Source organism: Kushneria sp. EE4 (genome assembly GCF_977968315.1).
Map to the genome: position 1 here is coordinate 727,958 of NZ_OZ386212.1, position 17,131 is coordinate 745,088.

At 57.8% G+C, this 17,131-nt stretch carries 12 protein-coding genes, 2 tRNA genes and 3 rRNA genes; 10 read left to right on the forward strand and 7 right to left on the reverse strand.

Annotated features, from left to right (window positions below):
- Positions 1 to 14: 14 nt before the first annotated feature.
- Entirely contained in the window at positions 15 to 1,382 is a 1,368-nt protein-coding gene (gene pabB, locus ACXMYO_RS03270; RefSeq protein WP_457807800.1) for an aminodeoxychorismate synthase component I, read from the reverse strand.
- 161 nt (positions 1,383 to 1,543) lie between these two features.
- Here pabB and ACXMYO_RS03275 point away from each other — a divergent pair, with 161 nt between their 5' ends.
- From ACXMYO_RS03275 to tusA, 8 genes are all read left to right on the forward strand, one after another.
- Entirely contained in the window at positions 1,544 to 2,296 is a 753-nt protein-coding gene (locus ACXMYO_RS03275) for a GntR family transcriptional regulator (protein WP_457807801.1), read from the forward strand.
- 487 nt (positions 2,297 to 2,783) lie between these two features.
- Positions 2,784 to 4,323 (forward strand): 16S ribosomal RNA (locus tag ACXMYO_RS03280).
- Positions 4,324 to 4,394: 71 nt separating this feature from the next.
- Positions 4,395 to 4,471: transfer RNA gene (locus tag ACXMYO_RS03285), tRNA-Ile, on the forward strand.
- Between the two features lie 7 nt (positions 4,472 to 4,478).
- Positions 4,479 to 4,554 (forward strand) — tRNA-Ala (locus ACXMYO_RS03290).
- 281 nt (positions 4,555 to 4,835) lie between these two features.
- Positions 4,836 to 7,727, forward strand: a 23S ribosomal RNA gene (locus tag ACXMYO_RS03295).
- Positions 7,728 to 7,829: 102 nt separating this feature from the next.
- Positions 7,830 to 7,945 (forward strand): 5S ribosomal RNA (gene rrf, locus ACXMYO_RS03300).
- The 16S, 23S and 5S rRNA genes sit together here with 2 tRNA genes alongside, the layout of an rRNA operon.
- Before the next feature lie 217 nt (positions 7,946 to 8,162).
- Positions 8,163 to 9,245 carry a 23S rRNA (cytidine(2498)-2'-O)-methyltransferase RlmM gene (rlmM, locus tag ACXMYO_RS03305; protein ID WP_457807802.1) on the forward strand — a complete coding sequence of 361 codons (1,083 nt, stop codon included), beginning with the start codon at positions 8,163 to 8,165 and terminating at the stop codon, positions 9,243 to 9,245.
- Between the two features lie 14 nt (positions 9,246 to 9,259).
- Positions 9,260 to 9,529 (forward strand): sulfurtransferase TusA, encoded by a 270-nt coding sequence (gene tusA / locus ACXMYO_RS03310; protein WP_438766752.1) that lies wholly within the window; start codon positions 9,260 to 9,262, stop codon positions 9,527 to 9,529.
- 2 nt (positions 9,530 to 9,531) lie between these two features.
- On the opposite strand, the gene ACXMYO_RS03315 is transcribed toward tusA, so the two are convergent.
- Together ACXMYO_RS03315 and ACXMYO_RS03320 are read right to left on the reverse strand one after the other, a co-directional pair.
- Complete coding sequence (locus tag ACXMYO_RS03315; RefSeq protein ID WP_438766754.1) at positions 9,532 to 10,224, reverse strand: hypothetical protein; 693 nt, start codon at positions 10,222 to 10,224, stop codon at positions 9,532 to 9,534.
- 170 nt (positions 10,225 to 10,394) lie between these two features.
- Positions 10,395 to 11,774, reverse strand: coding sequence for an MATE family efflux transporter (locus ACXMYO_RS03320; protein WP_457809466.1), 1,380 nt, complete (start codon positions 11,772 to 11,774; stop codon positions 10,395 to 10,397).
- A gap of 190 nt (positions 11,775 to 11,964) precedes the next feature.
- Between ACXMYO_RS03320 and ACXMYO_RS03325 the strand changes: the two genes are divergently transcribed.
- Positions 11,965 to 12,504 carry an elongation factor P hydroxylase gene (locus ACXMYO_RS03325; RefSeq protein WP_457809467.1) on the forward strand — a complete coding sequence of 180 codons (540 nt, stop codon included), beginning with the start codon at positions 11,965 to 11,967 and terminating at the stop codon, positions 12,502 to 12,504.
- 19 nt (positions 12,505 to 12,523) lie between these two features.
- Here ACXMYO_RS03325 and ACXMYO_RS03330 read toward each other — a convergent pair whose 3' ends face one another.
- A complete protein-coding gene (locus tag ACXMYO_RS03330) occupies positions 12,524 to 13,039 on the reverse strand; it encodes a hypothetical protein (protein ID WP_457807803.1) in 516 nt (171 codons plus the stop codon).
- Between the two features lie 35 nt (positions 13,040 to 13,074).
- Positions 13,075 to 13,926, reverse strand: a complete 852-nt coding sequence (locus ACXMYO_RS03335; protein WP_457807804.1) for a TatD family hydrolase — start codon at positions 13,924 to 13,926, stop codon at positions 13,075 to 13,077.
- Between the two features lie 124 nt (positions 13,927 to 14,050).
- On the opposite strand from ACXMYO_RS03335, the gene ACXMYO_RS03340 reads away from it, so the two are divergent.
- The gene (locus ACXMYO_RS03340) at positions 14,051 to 15,970 is read left to right on the forward strand and encodes an ATP-binding cassette domain-containing protein (protein ID WP_438766760.1); all 1,920 of its coding nucleotides are present in this window, start codon (positions 14,051 to 14,053) and stop codon (positions 15,968 to 15,970) included.
- 105 nt (positions 15,971 to 16,075) lie between these two features.
- Here ACXMYO_RS03340 and ACXMYO_RS03345 read toward each other — a convergent pair whose 3' ends face one another.
- Positions 16,076 to 16,537: a universal stress protein gene (locus tag ACXMYO_RS03345; protein ID WP_438766762.1), complete on the reverse strand. Its 462-nt coding sequence runs from the start codon at positions 16,535 to 16,537 to the stop codon at positions 16,076 to 16,078.
- Between the two features lie 141 nt (positions 16,538 to 16,678).
- The gene (gene slyA, locus ACXMYO_RS03350) at positions 16,679 to 17,131 is read right to left on the reverse strand and encodes a transcriptional regulator SlyA (RefSeq protein WP_457807805.1); all 453 of its coding nucleotides are present in this window, start codon (positions 17,129 to 17,131) and stop codon (positions 16,679 to 16,681) included.

A 17,131-nucleotide genomic window follows, 5' to 3' on the forward strand; every position in this document is an offset into this window, starting at 1 on the left:
GCGTACAGGCGTGTTTATGCCAGTGCCTGCATCAGGTGACGAATCTTGTCGAGTGTCTCGATGAATTCGCTTTCTTCATCGGAATCGGCGACCAGGCCGCCGCCGCCCCAGACGTAAAGCGTGTCGTCTTCCCGGTAGAGCGTGCGAATGGCAATCGAGGTGTGCATGTCGCCACGCTGATCGATATAGCCGATGCTGCCGCAGTAGGGGCCACGGCGAGTGCCTTCAAGCTCGTCGATGATGTCCATGGCGCGAATGCGCGGTGCACCGGTGATGGAGCCCCCCGGGAAGGCGGCGGCCAGCGCGTCGATGGCATCAAGACCCGGAGAAAGCTCGCCCGTAATGGTACTGACCAGATGATGCACGTTGCGATAGCTCTCAAGCGCAGCCAGTGCCGGCACGCGTACCGTACCGGCGCGGCAGACCCGACCCAGGTCGTTGCGCAGTAGATCCACGATCATGACGTTCTCGGTGCGATCCTTGAGACTACCCACCAGTTCGTCGGCCAGCTGTCGATCCTTCTGTGGTGTCTCCCCGCGTGGGCGTGTCCCCTTGATGGGGCTGGTAATCAGCTGCCGGTTCTGCAGATGCAGAAAGCGCTCCGGAGAGAGTGACAAAATGGTGCGCTCGTGACCGTCCCTGTCCTGCCAGGAAAGCCAGGCGCCAAAAGGGGCCGGGGTCGCGTGGCGCAGCCTGCAATAGGCTGGCCAGCTGTCCCCTTGGCAGCGCGCCTGAAAGCGCTGCGCCAGATTGACCTGATAGCAGTCGCCGGCATGTAGATAGTCACTGACGCGTTGAAAGCGCGCGCCATAGGTGGCGCGATCGATGTCGGCATCAAAGGGCGTGGTCAGCTCAAAGGCGATGCCTTCACTGTCGTGTGACGACTCAATCCATGTCAGTACCTGATCGCGGCGCTCGGCAGTCGCGACAAGGTAGCTGCGCTTTAGCTGGTGGTCCTGAACCAGGGCCCAGTCATAAAGGCCCAGTCTGGCCAGCGGCAGATTGATGTCGGCAGAAGCAAGGCTTTCAAGCTTTTCAAGCAGGCGGCCAAAGTCGTAGCTCCAGTAGCCCATCAACCCACCGACAAAGGGAATGTCCTCGGCGGCTTCAGGAGGCGTCGTCTCAAGATGCTGCAGGAGTTCGCGCTGAGCTTTCAGCGGCGTGGTGGCGCAAAGCGCTTTCGTACAGTGGCACTGACCCTTGGCATCTACTTCGAGTACGGCAGTCGGGTCGCTGCTGATGATGTCAAAGCGCCCGGTCTGTGTATAAGGACGACCACTATCCAGCAGTATCGCCTCGGGGCGATGACGCAGTCCTTCGAACCAGGCGGCCGGGTCTGCCTGGTAGGGGAGGGGATGAATCAGCAATTGAGAGCAGGGCATGATCACGTATCGCAGGCTTTAACGGGTCGGAAAGTCTAACAGTCTCGAACGTTAACAGGCGCTATCTGTTTGAGTCGTGCGACGGGTCAGGGCCGGAACTTTGGTCTTTATCTGCTCGATGTCGTACTGTGAGGGTATTTCCCTGATTGTTGACAATGCCCATGACTTCAACGACTTCTTCCGGCGAGATCCCTCTTGAGGCGCGAACGCTTGCTGAGCGAGTCTTTCAACAGCTTCAGGATGCCATCGTGCGTGGTGAACTGCCGGCTGGCAGCAAGATTACCGAGCCGGGGCTTGCCCAGACCTACGGCATTTCACGTGGACCGCTGCGAGAAGCCATGCGCCGATTGGAGGCGCATCGTCTTATCGAAAGAGAGCCTCATGTGGGGGCCAGAGTCGTCAAGCTTTCGATGCGTGAGCTGCTTGAGCTTTTCGATATGCGCGAGGCGCTGGAAAGCATGGCGGCCAGGCTTGCGGCGCGTCACATGACGGTCGAGGAAGTTCAGGCGTTGCGTGATGTGCTGATCGCCCATGAAGAACAGGGTGATCTCGATCAGGCCGAAGCCTATTATCAGCGTGAGGGGGATCTCGACTTTCATTATCTGATTGTACGAGGCAGCCACAATCGAATGTTGATGACCACGCTGTGTGATGACCTCTACTATCTGGTACGGCTGTATCGTACTCAATACAGTGCGAGGGGGGGGCGCCCGCAGCGTGCCTTCATCGAGCATCACCGAATCGTGGATGCCATTGCTTCCGGCGATGAAGAGCTGGCCGAGCAGCTGATGCGCCGACATGTGATTGCAGCAAGGCAGACGGTGGCCGAACGCTATGCGATGTCTCTGGACGAAGATCGAGAGCTGCCAAAGGGCGGTAGAAAGGCGCTGTTGCGGCGTACACCCTCTACATGAACTGGCTTTTGCTCATTGATGCCTGTCTCGTCATGACAGAAAGATGAAACTTTTTGGCGAAAGGGGTTGCGTGGTCCCGGTCTGATCTATAAAGTACGCATCCGCTGCCACGGAGCACACGGCGACGAGGCGGCGGGGAAGTTAAGCAGGTGATTGTTTTGACTAAGGTTTTGGTCGCTCAATCAGGGTTTCAAATCCAGCCGCTGACTTCCGGATCGAAAAAAAGAGGTTGACTTTTCGATTCAGGGCTGTAAAATGCCCACTCTCTCGAAGCAGCCGCCACGGCGACTGAGACAACATCTTCGAGACGCTCTTTAACAAGTCGATCAGGCAATTTGTGTGGGCGTCTGGCTCGTGTGACACCAGTCACATAGATAATCGAGCAGACGAACACTCGTCAAGAGTACTAGTTTGACCTCGAGCCCGGATTGATTCACCTCGATGACTGCTTCGGCAGGCTTCGAAACGAATCTCAAAGCTTCAAAATAAACTGAAGAGTTTGATCATGGCTCAGATTGAACGCTGGCGGCAGGCCTAACACATGCAAGTCGAGCGGTAACAGGGGTAGCTTGCTACCCGCTGACGAGCGGCGGACGGGTGAGTAATGCATGGGTATCTGCCCGGTAGTGGGGGATAACTCGGGGAAACCCGAGCTAATACCGCATACGTCCTACGGGAGAAAGCAGGGGATCTTCGGACCTTGCGCTATCGGATGAGCCCATGTCGGATTAGCTTGTTGGTGAGGTAACGGCTCACCAAGGCAACGATCCGTAGCTGGTCTGAGAGGATGATCAGCCACACCGGGACTGAGACACGGCCCGGACTCCTACGGGAGGCAGCAGTGGGGAATATTGGACAATGGGGGAAACCCTGATCCAGCCATGCCGCGTGTGTGAAGAAGGCCTTCGGGTTGTAAAGCACTTTCAGTGGGGAAGAAGGCATGGTGGTTAATAACCACCATGAAGGACATCACCCACAGAAGAAGCACCGGCTAACTCCGTGCCAGCAGCCGCGGTAATACGGAGGGTGCAAGCGTTAATCGGAATTACTGGGCGTAAAGGGCGCGTAGGCGGCTTGCCAAGCCGGATGTGAAAGCCCCGGGCTCAACCCGGGAACGGCATTCGGAACTGGCAGGCTAGAGTGCAGGAGAGGAAGGTGGAATTCCCGGTGTAGCGGTGAAATGCGTAGAGATCGGGAGGAATACCAGTGGCGAAGGCGGCCTTCTGGACTGACACTGACGCTGAGGCGCGAAAGCGTGGGTAGCAAACAGGATTAGATACCCTGGTAGTCCACGCCGTAAACGATGTCGACCAGCCGTTGGACCCCTTGAGGGTTTGGTGGCGCAGTTAACGCAATAAGTCGACCGCCTGGGGAGTACGGCCGCAAGGCTAAAACTCAAATGAATTGACGGGGGCCCGCACAAGCGGTGGAGCATGTGGTTTAATTCGATGCAACGCGAAGAACCTTACCTGCTCTTGACATCCTGCGAATCTCCCAGAGATGGGAGAGTGCCTTCGGGAACGCAGAGACAGGTGCTGCATGGCTGTCGTCAGCTCGTGTTGTGAAATGTTGGGTTAAGTCCCGTAACGAGCGCAACCCCTATCCCTTTTTGCCAGCGGTCCGGCCGGGAACTTCAGGGAGACTGCCGGTGACAAACCGGAGGAAGGTGGGGACGACGTCAAGTCATCATGGCCCTTACGAGCAGGGCTACACACGTGCTACAATGGCCGGTACAAAGGGTTGCGAAGCGGCGACGTGAAGCCAATCCCATAAAGCCGGCCTCAGTCCGGATCGGAGTCTGCAACTCGACTCCGTGAAGTCGGAATCGCTAGTAATCGTGGATCAGAATGCCACGGTGAATACGTTCCCGGGCCTTGTACACACCGCCCGTCACACCATGGGAGTGGACTGCACCAGAAGTGGTTAGCTTAACCTCCGGGAGAGCGATCACCACGGTGTGGTTCATGACTGGGGTGAAGTCGTAACAAGGTAGCCGTAGGGGAACCTGCGGCTGGATCACCTCCTTAAACGACTAAAGTGCTCACGCGAACCAGCGCGTCCACACAAATTGCCTGATCGGATAGAGCGAAGACTGCTTGGGTCTGTAGCTCAGTTGGTTAGAGCGCACCCCTGATAAGGGTGAGGTCGGCAGTTCAAGTCTGCCCAGACCCACCAACCTGTCGGGGCCTTAGCTCAGCTGGGAGAGCGCCTGCCTTGCACGCAGGAGGTCAGCGGTTCGATCCCGCTAGGCTCCACCATACCGGCTCGGTGCATACAAACAGTCTCGCTGATACTGATGAAACCACAGTCAAAAGTCATGATGATGACAGATCATCGACATGATTTCTGACTGTCTTTTTGACAGTACGCTCTTTAACAATGTGGATCATGCTGACCTGTCGGTCGGTGAACACCCCTTCTTCGGAAGGGTGTCGTGACCCGACCGGCAGACAACGTATAAGTTTGCTGTGATACGTAATGTCGTACGTATTCCAGCAAATGTCGTGTGATCGTGAAACCGGACCCCTTGGGGTTATATGGTCAAGCGATTAAGCGCACACGGTGGATGCCTAGGCAGTCAGAGGCGATGAAGGACGTGACAGCCTGCGATAAGCGTCGGTGAGGTGGCAAATGACCTGCGACCCGGCGATTTCCGAATGGGGAAACCCACTTACCATCAGGTAAGTATTCATGAGCCAATACATAACTCATGAAGGCGAACCGGGAGAACTGAAACATCTAAGTACCCCGAGGAAAAGACATCAATTGAGATTCCCCCAGTAGCGGCGAGCGAACGGGGACCAGCCCTTAAGCAGTGCAACCGATAGGCAAACAGTCTGGGAAGTCTGACCATAGCGGGTGATAGTCCCGTAGCCGAAATCCGAGCATTGTGAAATCGAGTAGGTCGGGGCACGTGAAACCCTGACTGAACATGGGGGGACCATCCTCCAAGGCTAAATACTCCTGACTGACCGATAGTGAACCAGTACCGTGAGGGAAAGGCGAAAAGAACCCCGGCGAGGGGAGTGAAATAGATCCTGAAACCGTGTGCGTACAAGCAGTGGGAGCAGACTTGTTCTGTGACTGCGTACCTTTTGTATAATGGGTCAGCGACTTATTTTCAGTAGCGAGCTTAACCGAATAGGGGAGGCGCAGGGAAACCGAGTCTTAAATGGGCGAATTAGTTGCTGGGAATAGACCCGAAACCGGGCGATCTATCCATGGCCAGGATGAAGGTCAGGTAACACTGACTGGAGGTCCGAACTCAAGTATGTTGAAAAATGCTGAGATGAGCTGTGGATCGGAGTGAAAGGCTAATCAAGCTCGGAGATAGCTGGTTCTCCTCGAAAGCTATTTAGGTAGCGCCTCACGTATTACCACCGGGGGTAGAGCACTGTTTCGGCTAGGGGGCCATCCCGGCTTACCAACCCGAGGCAAACTCCGAATACCGGTGAGTACAGCGTGGGAGACACACAGCGGGTGCTAACGTCCGTTGTGAAAAGGGAAACAACCCAGACCGCCAGCCAAGGTCCCAAAATCCCGGTTAAGTGGGAAACGATGTGGGAAGGCACAGACAGCCAGGAGGTTGGCTTAGAAGCAGCCACCCTTTAAAGAAAGCGTAATAGCTCACTGGTCGAGTCGGCCTGCGCGGAAGATGTAACGGGGCTCAAACCGGGTACCGAAGCTGCGGGTGCATCCTTATGGATGCGCGGTAGAGGAGCGTTGTGTAAGCCTGCGAAGGTGGATCGTGAGGTCTGCTGGAGGTATCACAAGTGCGAATGCTGACATGAGTAACGACAAGGGCGGTGAAAACCCGCCCCGCCGGAAGACCAAGGGTTCCTGTTCGACGACAATCGGAGCAGGGTGAGTCGACCCCTAAGGCGAGGCCGAAAGGCGTAGTCGATGGGAAACGGGTCAATATTCCCGTACCGGATGTTATTGCGATGGGGGGACGAAGAAGGCTAGGTGAGCCGGGCGCTGGTTGCCCCGGTGAAAGCGAGTAGGCCTGAGGATCAGGCAAATCCGGTCCTCTACAAGCCGAGACGCGAGACGAACAGACTACGGTCTGGAAGTCACTGATGCCACGCTTCCGGGAAAAGCCTCTAAGCTTCAGATAACATGCGATCGTACCCCAAACCGACACAGGTGGTCAGGTAGAGAATACCAAGGCGTATGAGAGAACTCGGGTGAAGGAACTAGGCAAAATGGCACCGTAACTTCGGGAGAAGGTGCGCCGGCCAGGGTGACGGGACTTGCTCCTTGAGCTCTGACCGGCCGAAGAGACCAGGTGGCTGCAACTGTTTATTAAAAACACAGCACTCTGCCAACGCGTAAGCGGACGTATAGGGTGTGACGCCTGCCCGGTGCCGGAAGGTTAATTGATGGTGTTAGCCGCAAGGCGAAGCTCTTGATCGAAGCCCCGGTAAACGGCGGCCGTAACTATAACGGTCCTAAGGTAGCGAAATTCCTTGTCGGGTAAGTTCCGACCTGCACGAATGGCGTAATGATGGCCACGCTGTCTCCACCCGAGACTCAGTGAAATTGAAATCGCTGTGAAGATGCAGTGTACCCGCGGCTAGACGGAAAGACCCCGTGAACCTTTACTATAGCTTCACACTGGACGCTGATGTTACTTGTGTAGGATAGCTGGGAGGCTTTGAAACCCCGACGCCAGTCGGGGTGGAGCCAACCTTGAAATACCAGCCTGGTATCATCGGCGTTCTAACTCCGCACCGTGATCCGGTGTGAGGACAGTGTGTGGTGGGTAGTTTGACTGGGGCGGTCTCCTCCCAAAGAGTAACGGAGGAGCACTAAGGTACCCTCAGCACGGTTGGAAATCGTGCAATGAGTGCAAGAGCATAAGGGTGCTTGACTGCGAGACGGACATGTCGAGCAGGTGCGAAAGCAGGTTCTAGTGATCCGGTGGTTCTGTATGGAAGGGCCATCGCTCAACGGATAAAAGGTACTCCGGGGATAACAGGCTGATACCGCCCAAGAGTTCATATCGACGGCGGTGTTTGGCACCTCGATGTCGGCTCATCACATCCTGGGGCTGAAGTCGGTCCCAAGGGTATGGCTGTTCGCCATTTAAAGTGGTACGCGAGCTGGGTTTAGAACGTCGTGAGACAGTTCGGTCCCTATCTGCCGTGGGCGTCGGAAGTTTGAGAAGTGCTGCTCCTAGTACGAGAGGACCGGAGTGGACGCACCGCTGGTGTACCGGTTGTCATGCCAATGGCACCGCCGGGTAGCTATGTGCGGACGGGATAACCGCTGAAGGCATCTAAGCGGGAAGCCCCCTTCAAGATGAAACTTCCCTGGAGCCTCGAGCTCCCTGAAGGGCCCTCGAAGACGACGAGGTCGATAGGCGCGGTGTGTAAGTGCAGCAATGCATTGAGCTGACGCGTACTAATTGCCCGTGAGGCTTGACCATATAACACCCAAGTGGTTCGCATCACACGAATACGTTGATGTATCGATCAGCATGATCCCGATTTTGACCCGCTGCCCAAAGGGCAGCCGGTCTGCAGAATTGCCTGACGACCATAGCGTGCCGGCACCACCCGATCCCTTCCCGAACTCGGTAGTGAAACGGCTCCGCGCCGATGGTAGTGTGGGGTCTCCCCATGTGAGAGTAGGTCATCGTCAGGCACCCCTTCCGAACCCCGGTCCTTAACAGGACCGGGGTTCTTTTATGGGCGCTCGCCGGCGCCGGCGTGGCGCCTGCCGGCGGTCACTGACGTGACCGCCGGGCAGGGCCCCTCAGGGCGCGGTCGGCGTTTTCTGTTTGGATGCAAAAGCAGCGATCTGTCGTTGATCATGTACAATACATGCCTTCATGCACCGCCTTTCCGGAATAACATCCTCTATGTCTGCAAATGCCGATCGTGTTGCCAGCGAAATATTGCTTTATTGCCGCGCCGGCTTCGAGACAGATCTTGCTGCAGAAATTGCTAAAAAGGCTGCCGTGCTTGGCGCCAATGGCTACCCGATCGCTTCGGCCGATACCGGATTTGTGCGCTACGTATTGGCGGATCAGCAGCCGGCCCATACGCTTCAAAAGCAGCTTTCCTTCGACACCCTGGTATTTCCGAGACAGACCTTGGTTGCCTTTTCGCCTTTGGCCAATCTGGACCGCGAGGATCGGATATCACCGATCATGGCGCTGATTCGCGAAAGTGGCTGGAGCTTTGAGCACATCTGTCAGGATATACCGGACACCAATGACGGCAAGGCGCTGACCGGGCTTGGCAAGTCGCTTCAAAAGGCACTGGAAAGTGCCGGTCGTAAATGTGGCGCGCTACGGCGCAAGGCAGGCAAGCGATGGCTGCATCTTTTCTGGACCGCTGGTGATCAGGTGCAGGTGGCTATCAGCTTTCCGGGCAATCGCAGTGAGTATCCGGGCGGCATTCGCCATCTTCGCTTTCCTCATGATGCCCCCAGCCGCTCGACGCTCAAGCTGGAAGAGGCCTGGCATACCTTTATTGCGCCGTCACAGTGGGATGACGTGCTTGGCGAAAACATGTGGGCCGCCGATCTGGGCGCAGCACCCGGCGGCTGGACCTGGCAGCTGGTCAAGCGGGGAATGAGCGTATACGCCATCGATAACGGCCCCATGCAGGCCTCGCTGCTCAATACCGGTCAGGTAGAGCATCTACGAGAAGATGCCTATAGCTGGGAGCCGCCGCATACGCTGGACTGGCTGGTATGTGACATGGTCGACCAGCCGGTCAGAGTGGCCAGACTCATGGGCGCATGGCTCGAAAAAGGCTGGACCAGACGCGCCATTTTTAATCTCAAGCTGCCGATGAAACAGCGCTGGCATGAGGTCGAGCACTGTCTTGAGCTTTTGCACCAGTGTGTCGAAAGGGCGGGGTTCAAAGCACACATCAGATGTCGTCATCTTTACCATGACCGGGAAGAAGTCACCGTCTATGTTGCTATTGTTTGACGCATGACTGAACAATGACGCAGGAGAGCACCGTGTCTGAAACACCTGAAAGCAACGAAACGCTCGATACGACAGGGCTTTATTGCCCCGAGCCCATCATGATGATGCACAACCGGGTCAGAGAAATGGCGCCGGGTCAGGTGCTTGAAATCATTGCCACTGACCCGGCCACCACACGGGATGTTCCCAAATTCTGTACCTTCCTGGGTCATGAGTTGATCGACCAGCGCGAGGAAGACGGAACCTGGCGTTACTACATCCGCCTTGCTTCTTCCGAGCACTGAGCTCAGTCCTGGGTCACCATCATGACGGACAGCGCCTCAAGCGTGGCAGGGTCCTGGCTGCGGATACGATTGGCGATCTGGCGCTGAAAAAGATAGAGCGATTCATGCCGGGCGTGACCCGGATAAAGACAGTCATCGCCGGGAAGAACCGGCTCTTCGCAGTCCTGATCCTCGTCCTGCAAAAGCGCTTCTATATTGCCATCGCTGTATAGATGCCAGCCGTGCACCTGCTTTAATTGCCAGCTGTCATCATGAGCATGACACAGCGCGTGGGTACCCTGGGTATCGGGCAGATGCTGAAGTATGCAGGGCTCATCGTCATGCTCATATTCGAAATAGGCGGCGGCATGTTCAAGTTCGACCACCTTGTGAAGCGGTGGTGACGCCATGACAAGCTCTGACTCGGGGTCACGATAGCCCACGAAGCAGCCCTGTTCCGGGTCCTCCAGGGTGTGGCAACGAATCAGATGATCAAGCCATGGGACCAGCCCCACCACATCGCCATCTTCCTGTAATCCCCAGGCCAGTACCGGCATGCCATACAGGGATTCAGGGTCGCTTGAAAGCCGGTAAAGCATCTCAAGGCCATCAAGTTCAGGTGCCAGGCGCACGATACGATGCTTTTTACGCCGCTGCTGACGTACGCTTTCCAGGTCGATAACCTGCATACGATGATGAGTCGACATCGTGTCCATTGCTTGCCCCTCCGGTTATCCGTCCGGTATATCCCTGTCCTCGATCAAGCTGGCGTTCAATCATTGAAACGCTTTTTAACCATTAGCACACCTGCCGTAATGAATGTCATACCATGGATCATGCTTTCATGTCCCATGGATCGAAACAACCGTGACAGCGATGCACAACGCTAGGTGTTATCGAGCATTTTTGCCTGAAATCTGTCCGAGGTTCGGTACAAACGCCGCCCCAGTAGAAGAGAAGCCACGCTGAGTCCGGCAATGAGCCCCACCCAGTATCCGTAAACACCCCATCCCGAAAAGACACCCGCGACGCCGCTGCCCAGCAGGTGGCCGCCGCCCATGCCGACAATCCAGTAAGAGGCCAGAGTAATCAGCATGATGATACGAGTATCCTTGTAGCCTCGCAGGGCGCCCGCCATGCTCACCTGAAGGGCATCTGAAATCTGATAGATGGCGGCCAGCAGTATCAGATTGGCGGCAAGCGAGCGCACGTCCGGGTTACCCGAATAAAGCGAAACGATGGGGTGGGCGGCAAGGACCAGCACAACATCGATCAGAAGTGCCGCTACCAGTGCCATCCCCACGCCATTCCAGGCGATAAAGCGCGCTCGTCTGGCATCCCCCTGACCCAGGGTATTGCCCACACGCACCGTCAGTGCCATTCCCAGCGATAACGGCAGCATGAACAGCAGGGAAGTGAAATTGAGCGCGACCTGGTGCGCGGCAACCACAATTTCTCCAAGACTTGCCACAAAAAGTGCGATCAGCGCGAAAAGAGTCACTTCCGTGAAAATGGCCACACCGATCGGTAGCCCTATTCGCAAAAGCTCAGCGGTCAGGCGCAGATCTGGCCGGCTGAGCCCCTGCCATATCTGAATAGGGGCATAGACCCTGGCATGGCGCGTATAAAGGGCCATGCAGCTGCACATGACCCACATGGCAATTGCCGTGGCGATACCGCATCCGGTTGCGCCCAGCGCGGGCAGATTTTCCAGCAAAGGCATGGATACCCCGAGCAGCGAGACAACGCCGGCGCCGCCAAAGATCAGCAGATAGTTGCACGGAATATTGACCAGCAGACCGATCAGGCTGATCCACAGTGCCGGGCGCGTATGGTTGACGCCGTCGGAAAAGGCCCGCAATGCCTGATAAAGCGCGACGGCAGGCATGCCAAAGGCCACGGCATGCAGGTATTGAGTGGATGTGGTAGCTACCGCTTCAGGAACCGACATATAGGTAAAGATCGGCTCGGCCGTCAGCCAGATCAATGCACAGGCCGTTAGACCCAGCAGCAGGGCAACCCACAGCGCCTGATGTACCGAGGGCCGAATGGCACTTTGCTGCCGTGCCCCCATGTGCTGGGCAACGATAGGCGTCAGGCCCATCAGAGTACCTGTCATGAACAGCATCAGAGGTACCCACAGGCTGGCGCCGACCGACACGGCGGCCAGATCCGTGGCACTGGAATGGCCGGACATCATGACGTCAACGGTGCTCATGGCCGCCTGGGCCAGCTGAGCACCAAGAATGGGTAGTGCCAGACGCATCAGGGCAGAGGTTTCAAGGCGACAGGCGGTGGGATCGATGCGTAACAAGGCCGGCTCCAGCCAGAGGAAAGCGCCATTGTAGCAAAGCGCTCACGCCATGAACCTCGTGATAAAGTAGCGCGCCGAAAGCCTGCCTCAGGAGGAGCATGTGACGTCTCAGCAACAGGAACAGCGTCGGGTCGAACAGTTGATGGCGCTTTTCAACCACGTGTTTTCATCACGCTATCAGACACGTCTGGTACGCGGCGACGACGAGCCTATCTACCTGCCCGCCGATCAGGATGACGACCATCACCGAATCGTGTTTGCTCATGGCTACTTTGCCAGCGCGCTGCATGAGATCAGCCACTGGTGCATTGCCGGTGCGCGGCGACGTTTGCTTGAAGACTACGGCTATTGGTATATGCCCGATGGTCGTGATGACAGTGCGCAGGACGCTTTCGAATCGGCCGAGATCGCGCCTCAAGCCATCGAAAAGATACTGACCCTGGCCTGTGACCGCCGCTTCAACGTCAGCGTGGACAATCTCGAAGGCAGCGCCGAGGTAGATCGCGAGGCGTTTGCCCAAAAGGTGGAAGCAAGGCGACAGCGCTATCTCGAGGAAGGGCTGCCGGCGAGAGCAGAAGCCTTTCGCCGCGCCCTGACGACGCTTTTCGTCGACGGTCATTCGCTTGAACAGGCCGGCCGGTGCGCAGGTGAGTGGCTGGATCAGCACGCGGTGGCGTGCTGATCAGGCGATCGATGGCGGCTCAGTCAGCGAGCATATCATCATCCATCCAGCGAACGTGCAGCTTCAGCAGCGTCTCCAGGTCGTGCTCGGCACGCCCCGGTTCGAGCCCCATTTCACTGAACATCTCGCTGCGCTGCTGATGCCACTCTTCCGGGTCACTATAGAGGGTACCGGCATCGACAATGGACACGAACGTTGTGCCGGCAATGGCTTCAAAGATACGGGACAGGGCGGCCTCGTCCTGGTCCGGATTGGCGCTATAAAGCGTGCTGCCGTGATAGTCGGCTTCCAGCTCACGGATCACATCGCTGACGCTTACGCCCATGGTAAGAAGCTCATCGGCGTGATAATCGCCAAGGCTTGCCACATCGTCTTCAAGCCAGGTCTCATCGGGCTGGATCAGGGTGTGCTTGACCCCGCCATCCGGCAGAGTCCAGGCGATGGCGACCGGCACATCACCTTCCCCGCTTTCTACCGCAATGAAACCGGGAAGATTCAGGGCCTCGGTGTTGGAAAACTCGTAATCATCCTGCATGTCTATGGTGTCCTGAAGTAGGGGGCTTGAAACGATCAGAGAGGGGCAGGAATGCCAAAGAAGCGACGCGCATTGGCCGTGGTATCGCGTGCAATATCAGCTTCGCTGACGCCCCGGCAGGTGGCAATTTCCCGCGCGATCCAGGGCAGCAGTGCCGGCTCGTGGCGCCTGCCCTTGAGTTTGGCGGGCAGATTGCGGGGCAATAGATAGGGGCAGTCGGTTTCGATCATCAAACGATTGCCCGGGATATCGGTGACCAGCTCGCGCAGATGCTCGCCCCGGCGCTCATCGCACAGCCAGCCCGTCTGGCCGATATAAAGATCCAGATCCAGATAGCCGTACAGCGTCTCCCTGTCCCCTGTAAAGCAGTGGACAACCGCCGGGCCAATGTCATCACGCCACTGTTTGATCATATCCAGCATGTCGCTGCCGGCATCACGCTCATGCAGAAACAGCGGTTTTTTCGTTCGCGCCGCCATTTCAAGCTGTGACTCGAAGGCACGTTTTTGATCAGCCGGTGATGAAAAGTCGCGATGATAGTCCAGACCGCACTCTCCCACGGCCAGAACGCGCGGATCATCAAGATGGTCCTCGATAAAGCGCTTGAGTGATGCGTCAAACTCGCTGGCGTGATGTGGATGCAGACCAGCAGTGGCATAAAGGGCCACGGGGGTGTCACGCCGGGTCAGTTCGGCACTGGCTTCGATGCTGGCGCGGTCGGTTCCCGTCAGCACCATCGCGGTTAGATTGGCCCGGGCGGCGCGTTCGAGCACGGCCTCCAGATCCTTTTGAAAGCTTTCATGGGTCAGATTGGCACCGATATCGATCAAGGGTTCCGGTGATTGAAAGCACAGGGCGTCAGGCAGCATGCCGTCTCCGTGGGTCATGAGATGTCCGGCCGCCATTGTAGGACAGCCCCCTTATCGATGTCCCATTGCCCGGCAGCCATACCCCCGATGCATGAGGTACAATGAGGCCTTCGCATACGCCTTCACTAATTTGCAGAGCTCCATGACGCTTTTACGACTGGAACAGCTTCAACTGGCCTATGGCACGCATGTGCTGCTTGATGGCGCCGACCTCGTACTGGAGAAGGGCGAGCGTCTGGCGCTGGTAGGTCGCAACGGCACCGGCAAATCGACTTTGATGTCGCTGATCGAAGGGCGCGCACTGCCTGACGGTGGCAATATCTGGCGCATGCCGGGGCTTCGGGTAGGCACGCTTTTGCAGCACCTTCCGCCGGCGGAAGGGCGCACCATTTTCGACGTGGTCGCCGAAGGGCTGCCCGAAACCGGCGAGCTTTTGAGCCAGTATCAGCATCTGATCGAGTCTGCCGACCCCGACATGGATCGTCTGGCGACACTGCAGACGGCCATCGAGGCAAGGGACGGCTGGTCCTATCATCAGCGCATCGACACCGTGCTGACCCGTCTGGGCCTGCCGGCCACGACCGTAATGGACGGGCTGTCGGGCGGCTGGCGGCGTCGTGTGGCGCTGGCGCGGGCACTGGTCGTCGACCCCGACGTTTTGTTGCTGGATGAGCCGACCAACCATCTGGACCTCGATACCATCCACTGGCTGGAAGAGCAGCTGTTGCAGTTCAACGGCTCGGTGCTGTTCATCACCCACGACCGTGCCTTTCTCAAGCGCCTGGCGACCGGCATCCTGGAGCTGGATCGCGGCCGCCTCGGGCGCTATCCAGGAGATTACGAAAGCTATCAGTCCCAGAAGCAGCATGAGCTCGAGATCGAGTCGCGCGAACGCAGTGAGTTCGACAAGAAGCTGGCGGCAGAGGAGCGCTGGATCCGTCAGGGGGTCAAGGCCCGTCGGACCCGTAACGAAGGGCGGGTGCGGGCGCTTGAGAAGCTTCGCGCCGAGCGAGCCGAGCGTCGCGAGCGTCAGGGCAATGCCAATATCAATGTCGACAGCGGCGAGCGAAGCGGCAAGCGCGTGGTAGAGCTGGAAAACGTCAGCCACCGGTTCGGTCAGGACTGGGTCATACGTAACCTGTCCATCGAGATCCAGCGTGGCGACCGTATCGGCTTTATCGGCCGCAACGGCGCCGGCAAGACAACGCTTTTAAAAATTCTGCTGGGACAGCTCGAGCCTCAGGAAGGCAGCGTCCGTGAAGGGACCAATCTGAAGGTGGCCTATTTCGACCAGCTGCGCGCCGGGCTCGATCTTGAGGCCACCGTGCTGGACAACGTCGCCGGCGGGCGTGATCAGGTCACCATCAACGGGCGTGATCGACATGTCATGAGCTACCTGCAGGACTTTTTGTTCTCGCCCGACCGGGCCCGTCAGCCCGTCAGGGCTTTGTCGGGCGGCGAATCCAACCGACTGCTGCTTGCCAAGCTCTTTACCCAGCCGGCCAACGTACTGGTGCTCGATGAGCCGACCAACGACCTCGATGTGGAAACGCTGGAGCTGCTTGAAGAGCTTCTGATCAACTTCGACGGCACGCTGCTGCTGGTCAGCCACGACCGTGCCTTCATGGACAACGTGGTCACCAGCGTACTGGCCTTCGAAGGCGAGGGTGTCATCCGTGACTATGTCGGGGGCTATACCGACTGGGTTCGACAGGGTGGCAAGCTGCCGCCGGCGCCCGGCGAAATGCGTGATCGCGGCCAGAGCAGCAGTGAAGAGACAGCGGTCGAAGAAAAAACGACGACTCGCGAGAAAGGCAGCCCAGCGGCGCCGGCCAGGAAAAAGCTCAGCTACAAGCTGCAGCGCGAGCTTGATCAGCTCCCCGGGCAGATCGAAGAGCTTGAGGCACGTATCGCCGAGCTTGAAGCGGCCATCGGTGCTGCCAGTTTCTATCAGCAGGACAGCGACACCATCAACGCCACGCTGGAGGCGCATGGCAACGCTCAGCAGGCGCTGGAGCAGGCCATGGAGCGCTGGCTCGAGCTTGAAAGCGACGACGGCTGAGCGTTGGGAGAGCCTCCGGCGCACACAGACTCGGTGAGCTGATGGCCACAAAAAGGGGGCGCCGTATGAAACGGTGCCCCCTTTTTTTGACAGGTGTTGCCTGTTCTACTCGGTAGCTTCACCTTCCGCACCAACCCGTACGGCCAGCACGTCGCATTTCGCTCCGTGCAGCACCCCTGTCGAGGTAGAGCCCAGCAGTAGCGCAAAGCCGGTTCTGCCGTGGGACCCGACCACGATCAGGTCCACCTTGCGTTCGCCGGCAAAGCGGTGGATCTCGGCGTCAGGCATGCCTACTACCACATGCTGGTCTTCACGGGGAATGCCATGAGCGTCGGCGATTTCTGCAAGGCGGTCTCTGGCATGACCATCAAGCTGATCCTGAATGCTGGTGAGATCCATGGGGATATCTCCCCCGTAGGCAAATCCCAGCGGCTCGAGCGTATGAATGATGGAGACCCGTGCATTCTGGTTTCGCCGCGCGATGCGGATGGCACGCGCCAGAACCAGCCCCGAATCGCGTGTCAGATCAACGGCCACCAGTACGTGATGATAGTGTTCTTCGCTCATGTCCCTGTTCTCCCGTCATGTTATTCGCGGCGAATAACTCTGTGGTCTGGTCCGTCGGGAATGCCCCGTCAGCGGCAATGGTATTAATTTAGCCGCTGACGAACAGGGAGGGAAGAGGGGGCGTGCCAACCACAGACCAAATCAGGAGGACGGCTCACTGTCGCGCAGTGCCAGCTCGTGGCTGCCGTTGCTTTCAATCAGGGTCAGGACGCGCTCGAAGTGTTCGAGATCCGCCTCGCTGATGTCTCTGAGCATATCGCCCCGCGCATCGTTGACCGCCTTTTCGATTTCTTCAAGCAACGGCGTCGCCCGGGGTGTGAGATACACCAGCTTGGTACGGCGATCCTCTTCACTGGGACGTCGTTCGATCAGCCCCTGCTGGCTCAGCTGATCGAGCGTGCGCACCAGCGACGGCGCTTCGACACCGATGGTACGTGCCAGATCGCACTGTGCCTGACCGTCTCCATGACGCCACAGATGATAAAGCGTGACCCAGCGCGTATGTGTCATGCCGAGCGGAGCCAGCCGTTGGTCGATCACGGCGCGCCACAGGCGCGGCACACGCGACACCTTGAGGCAGAGAGATTCGTGCAT

What these genes read in the sequence shown, in the direction of transcription:
- ACXMYO_RS03320 (WP_457809466.1), bottom strand. Translation starts at nt 11,774, where the DNA reads ATGCGTCTGGCACTACCCATTCTTGGTGCTCAGCTGGCCCAGGCGGCC.
- ACXMYO_RS03345 (WP_438766762.1), bottom strand. Translation starts at nt 16,537, where the DNA reads ATGAGCGAAGAACACTATCATCACGTACTGGTGGCCGTTGATCTGACA.
- tusA (WP_438766752.1), top strand. Translation starts at nt 9,260, where the DNA reads ATGACGCAGGAGAGCACCGTGTCTGAAACACCTGAAAGCAACGAAACG.
- ACXMYO_RS03330 (WP_457807803.1), bottom strand. Translation starts at nt 13,039, where the DNA reads ATGCAGGATGATTACGAGTTTTCCAACACCGAGGCCCTGAATCTTCCC.
- ACXMYO_RS03275 (WP_457807801.1), top strand. Translation starts at nt 1,544, where the DNA reads ATGACTTCAACGACTTCTTCCGGCGAGATCCCTCTTGAGGCGCGAACG.
- ACXMYO_RS03335 (WP_457807804.1), bottom strand. Translation starts at nt 13,926, where the DNA reads ATGACCCACGGAGACGGCATGCTGCCTGACGCCCTGTGCTTTCAATCA.
- ACXMYO_RS03315 (WP_438766754.1), bottom strand. Translation starts at nt 10,224, where the DNA reads ATGGACACGATGTCGACTCATCATCGTATGCAGGTTATCGACCTGGAA.
- rlmM (WP_457807802.1), top strand. Translation starts at nt 8,163, where the DNA reads ATGTCTGCAAATGCCGATCGTGTTGCCAGCGAAATATTGCTTTATTGC.
- ACXMYO_RS03325 (WP_457809467.1), top strand. Translation starts at nt 11,965, where the DNA reads ATGGCGCTTTTCAACCACGTGTTTTCATCACGCTATCAGACACGTCTG.
- slyA (WP_457807805.1), bottom strand. Translation starts at nt 17,131, where the DNA reads ATGCACGAATCTCTCTGCCTCAAGGTGTCGCGTGTGCCGCGCCTGTGG.
- ACXMYO_RS03340 (WP_438766760.1), top strand. Translation starts at nt 14,051, where the DNA reads ATGACGCTTTTACGACTGGAACAGCTTCAACTGGCCTATGGCACGCAT.
- pabB (WP_457807800.1), bottom strand. Translation starts at nt 1,382, where the DNA reads ATGCCCTGCTCTCAATTGCTGATTCATCCCCTCCCCTACCAGGCAGAC.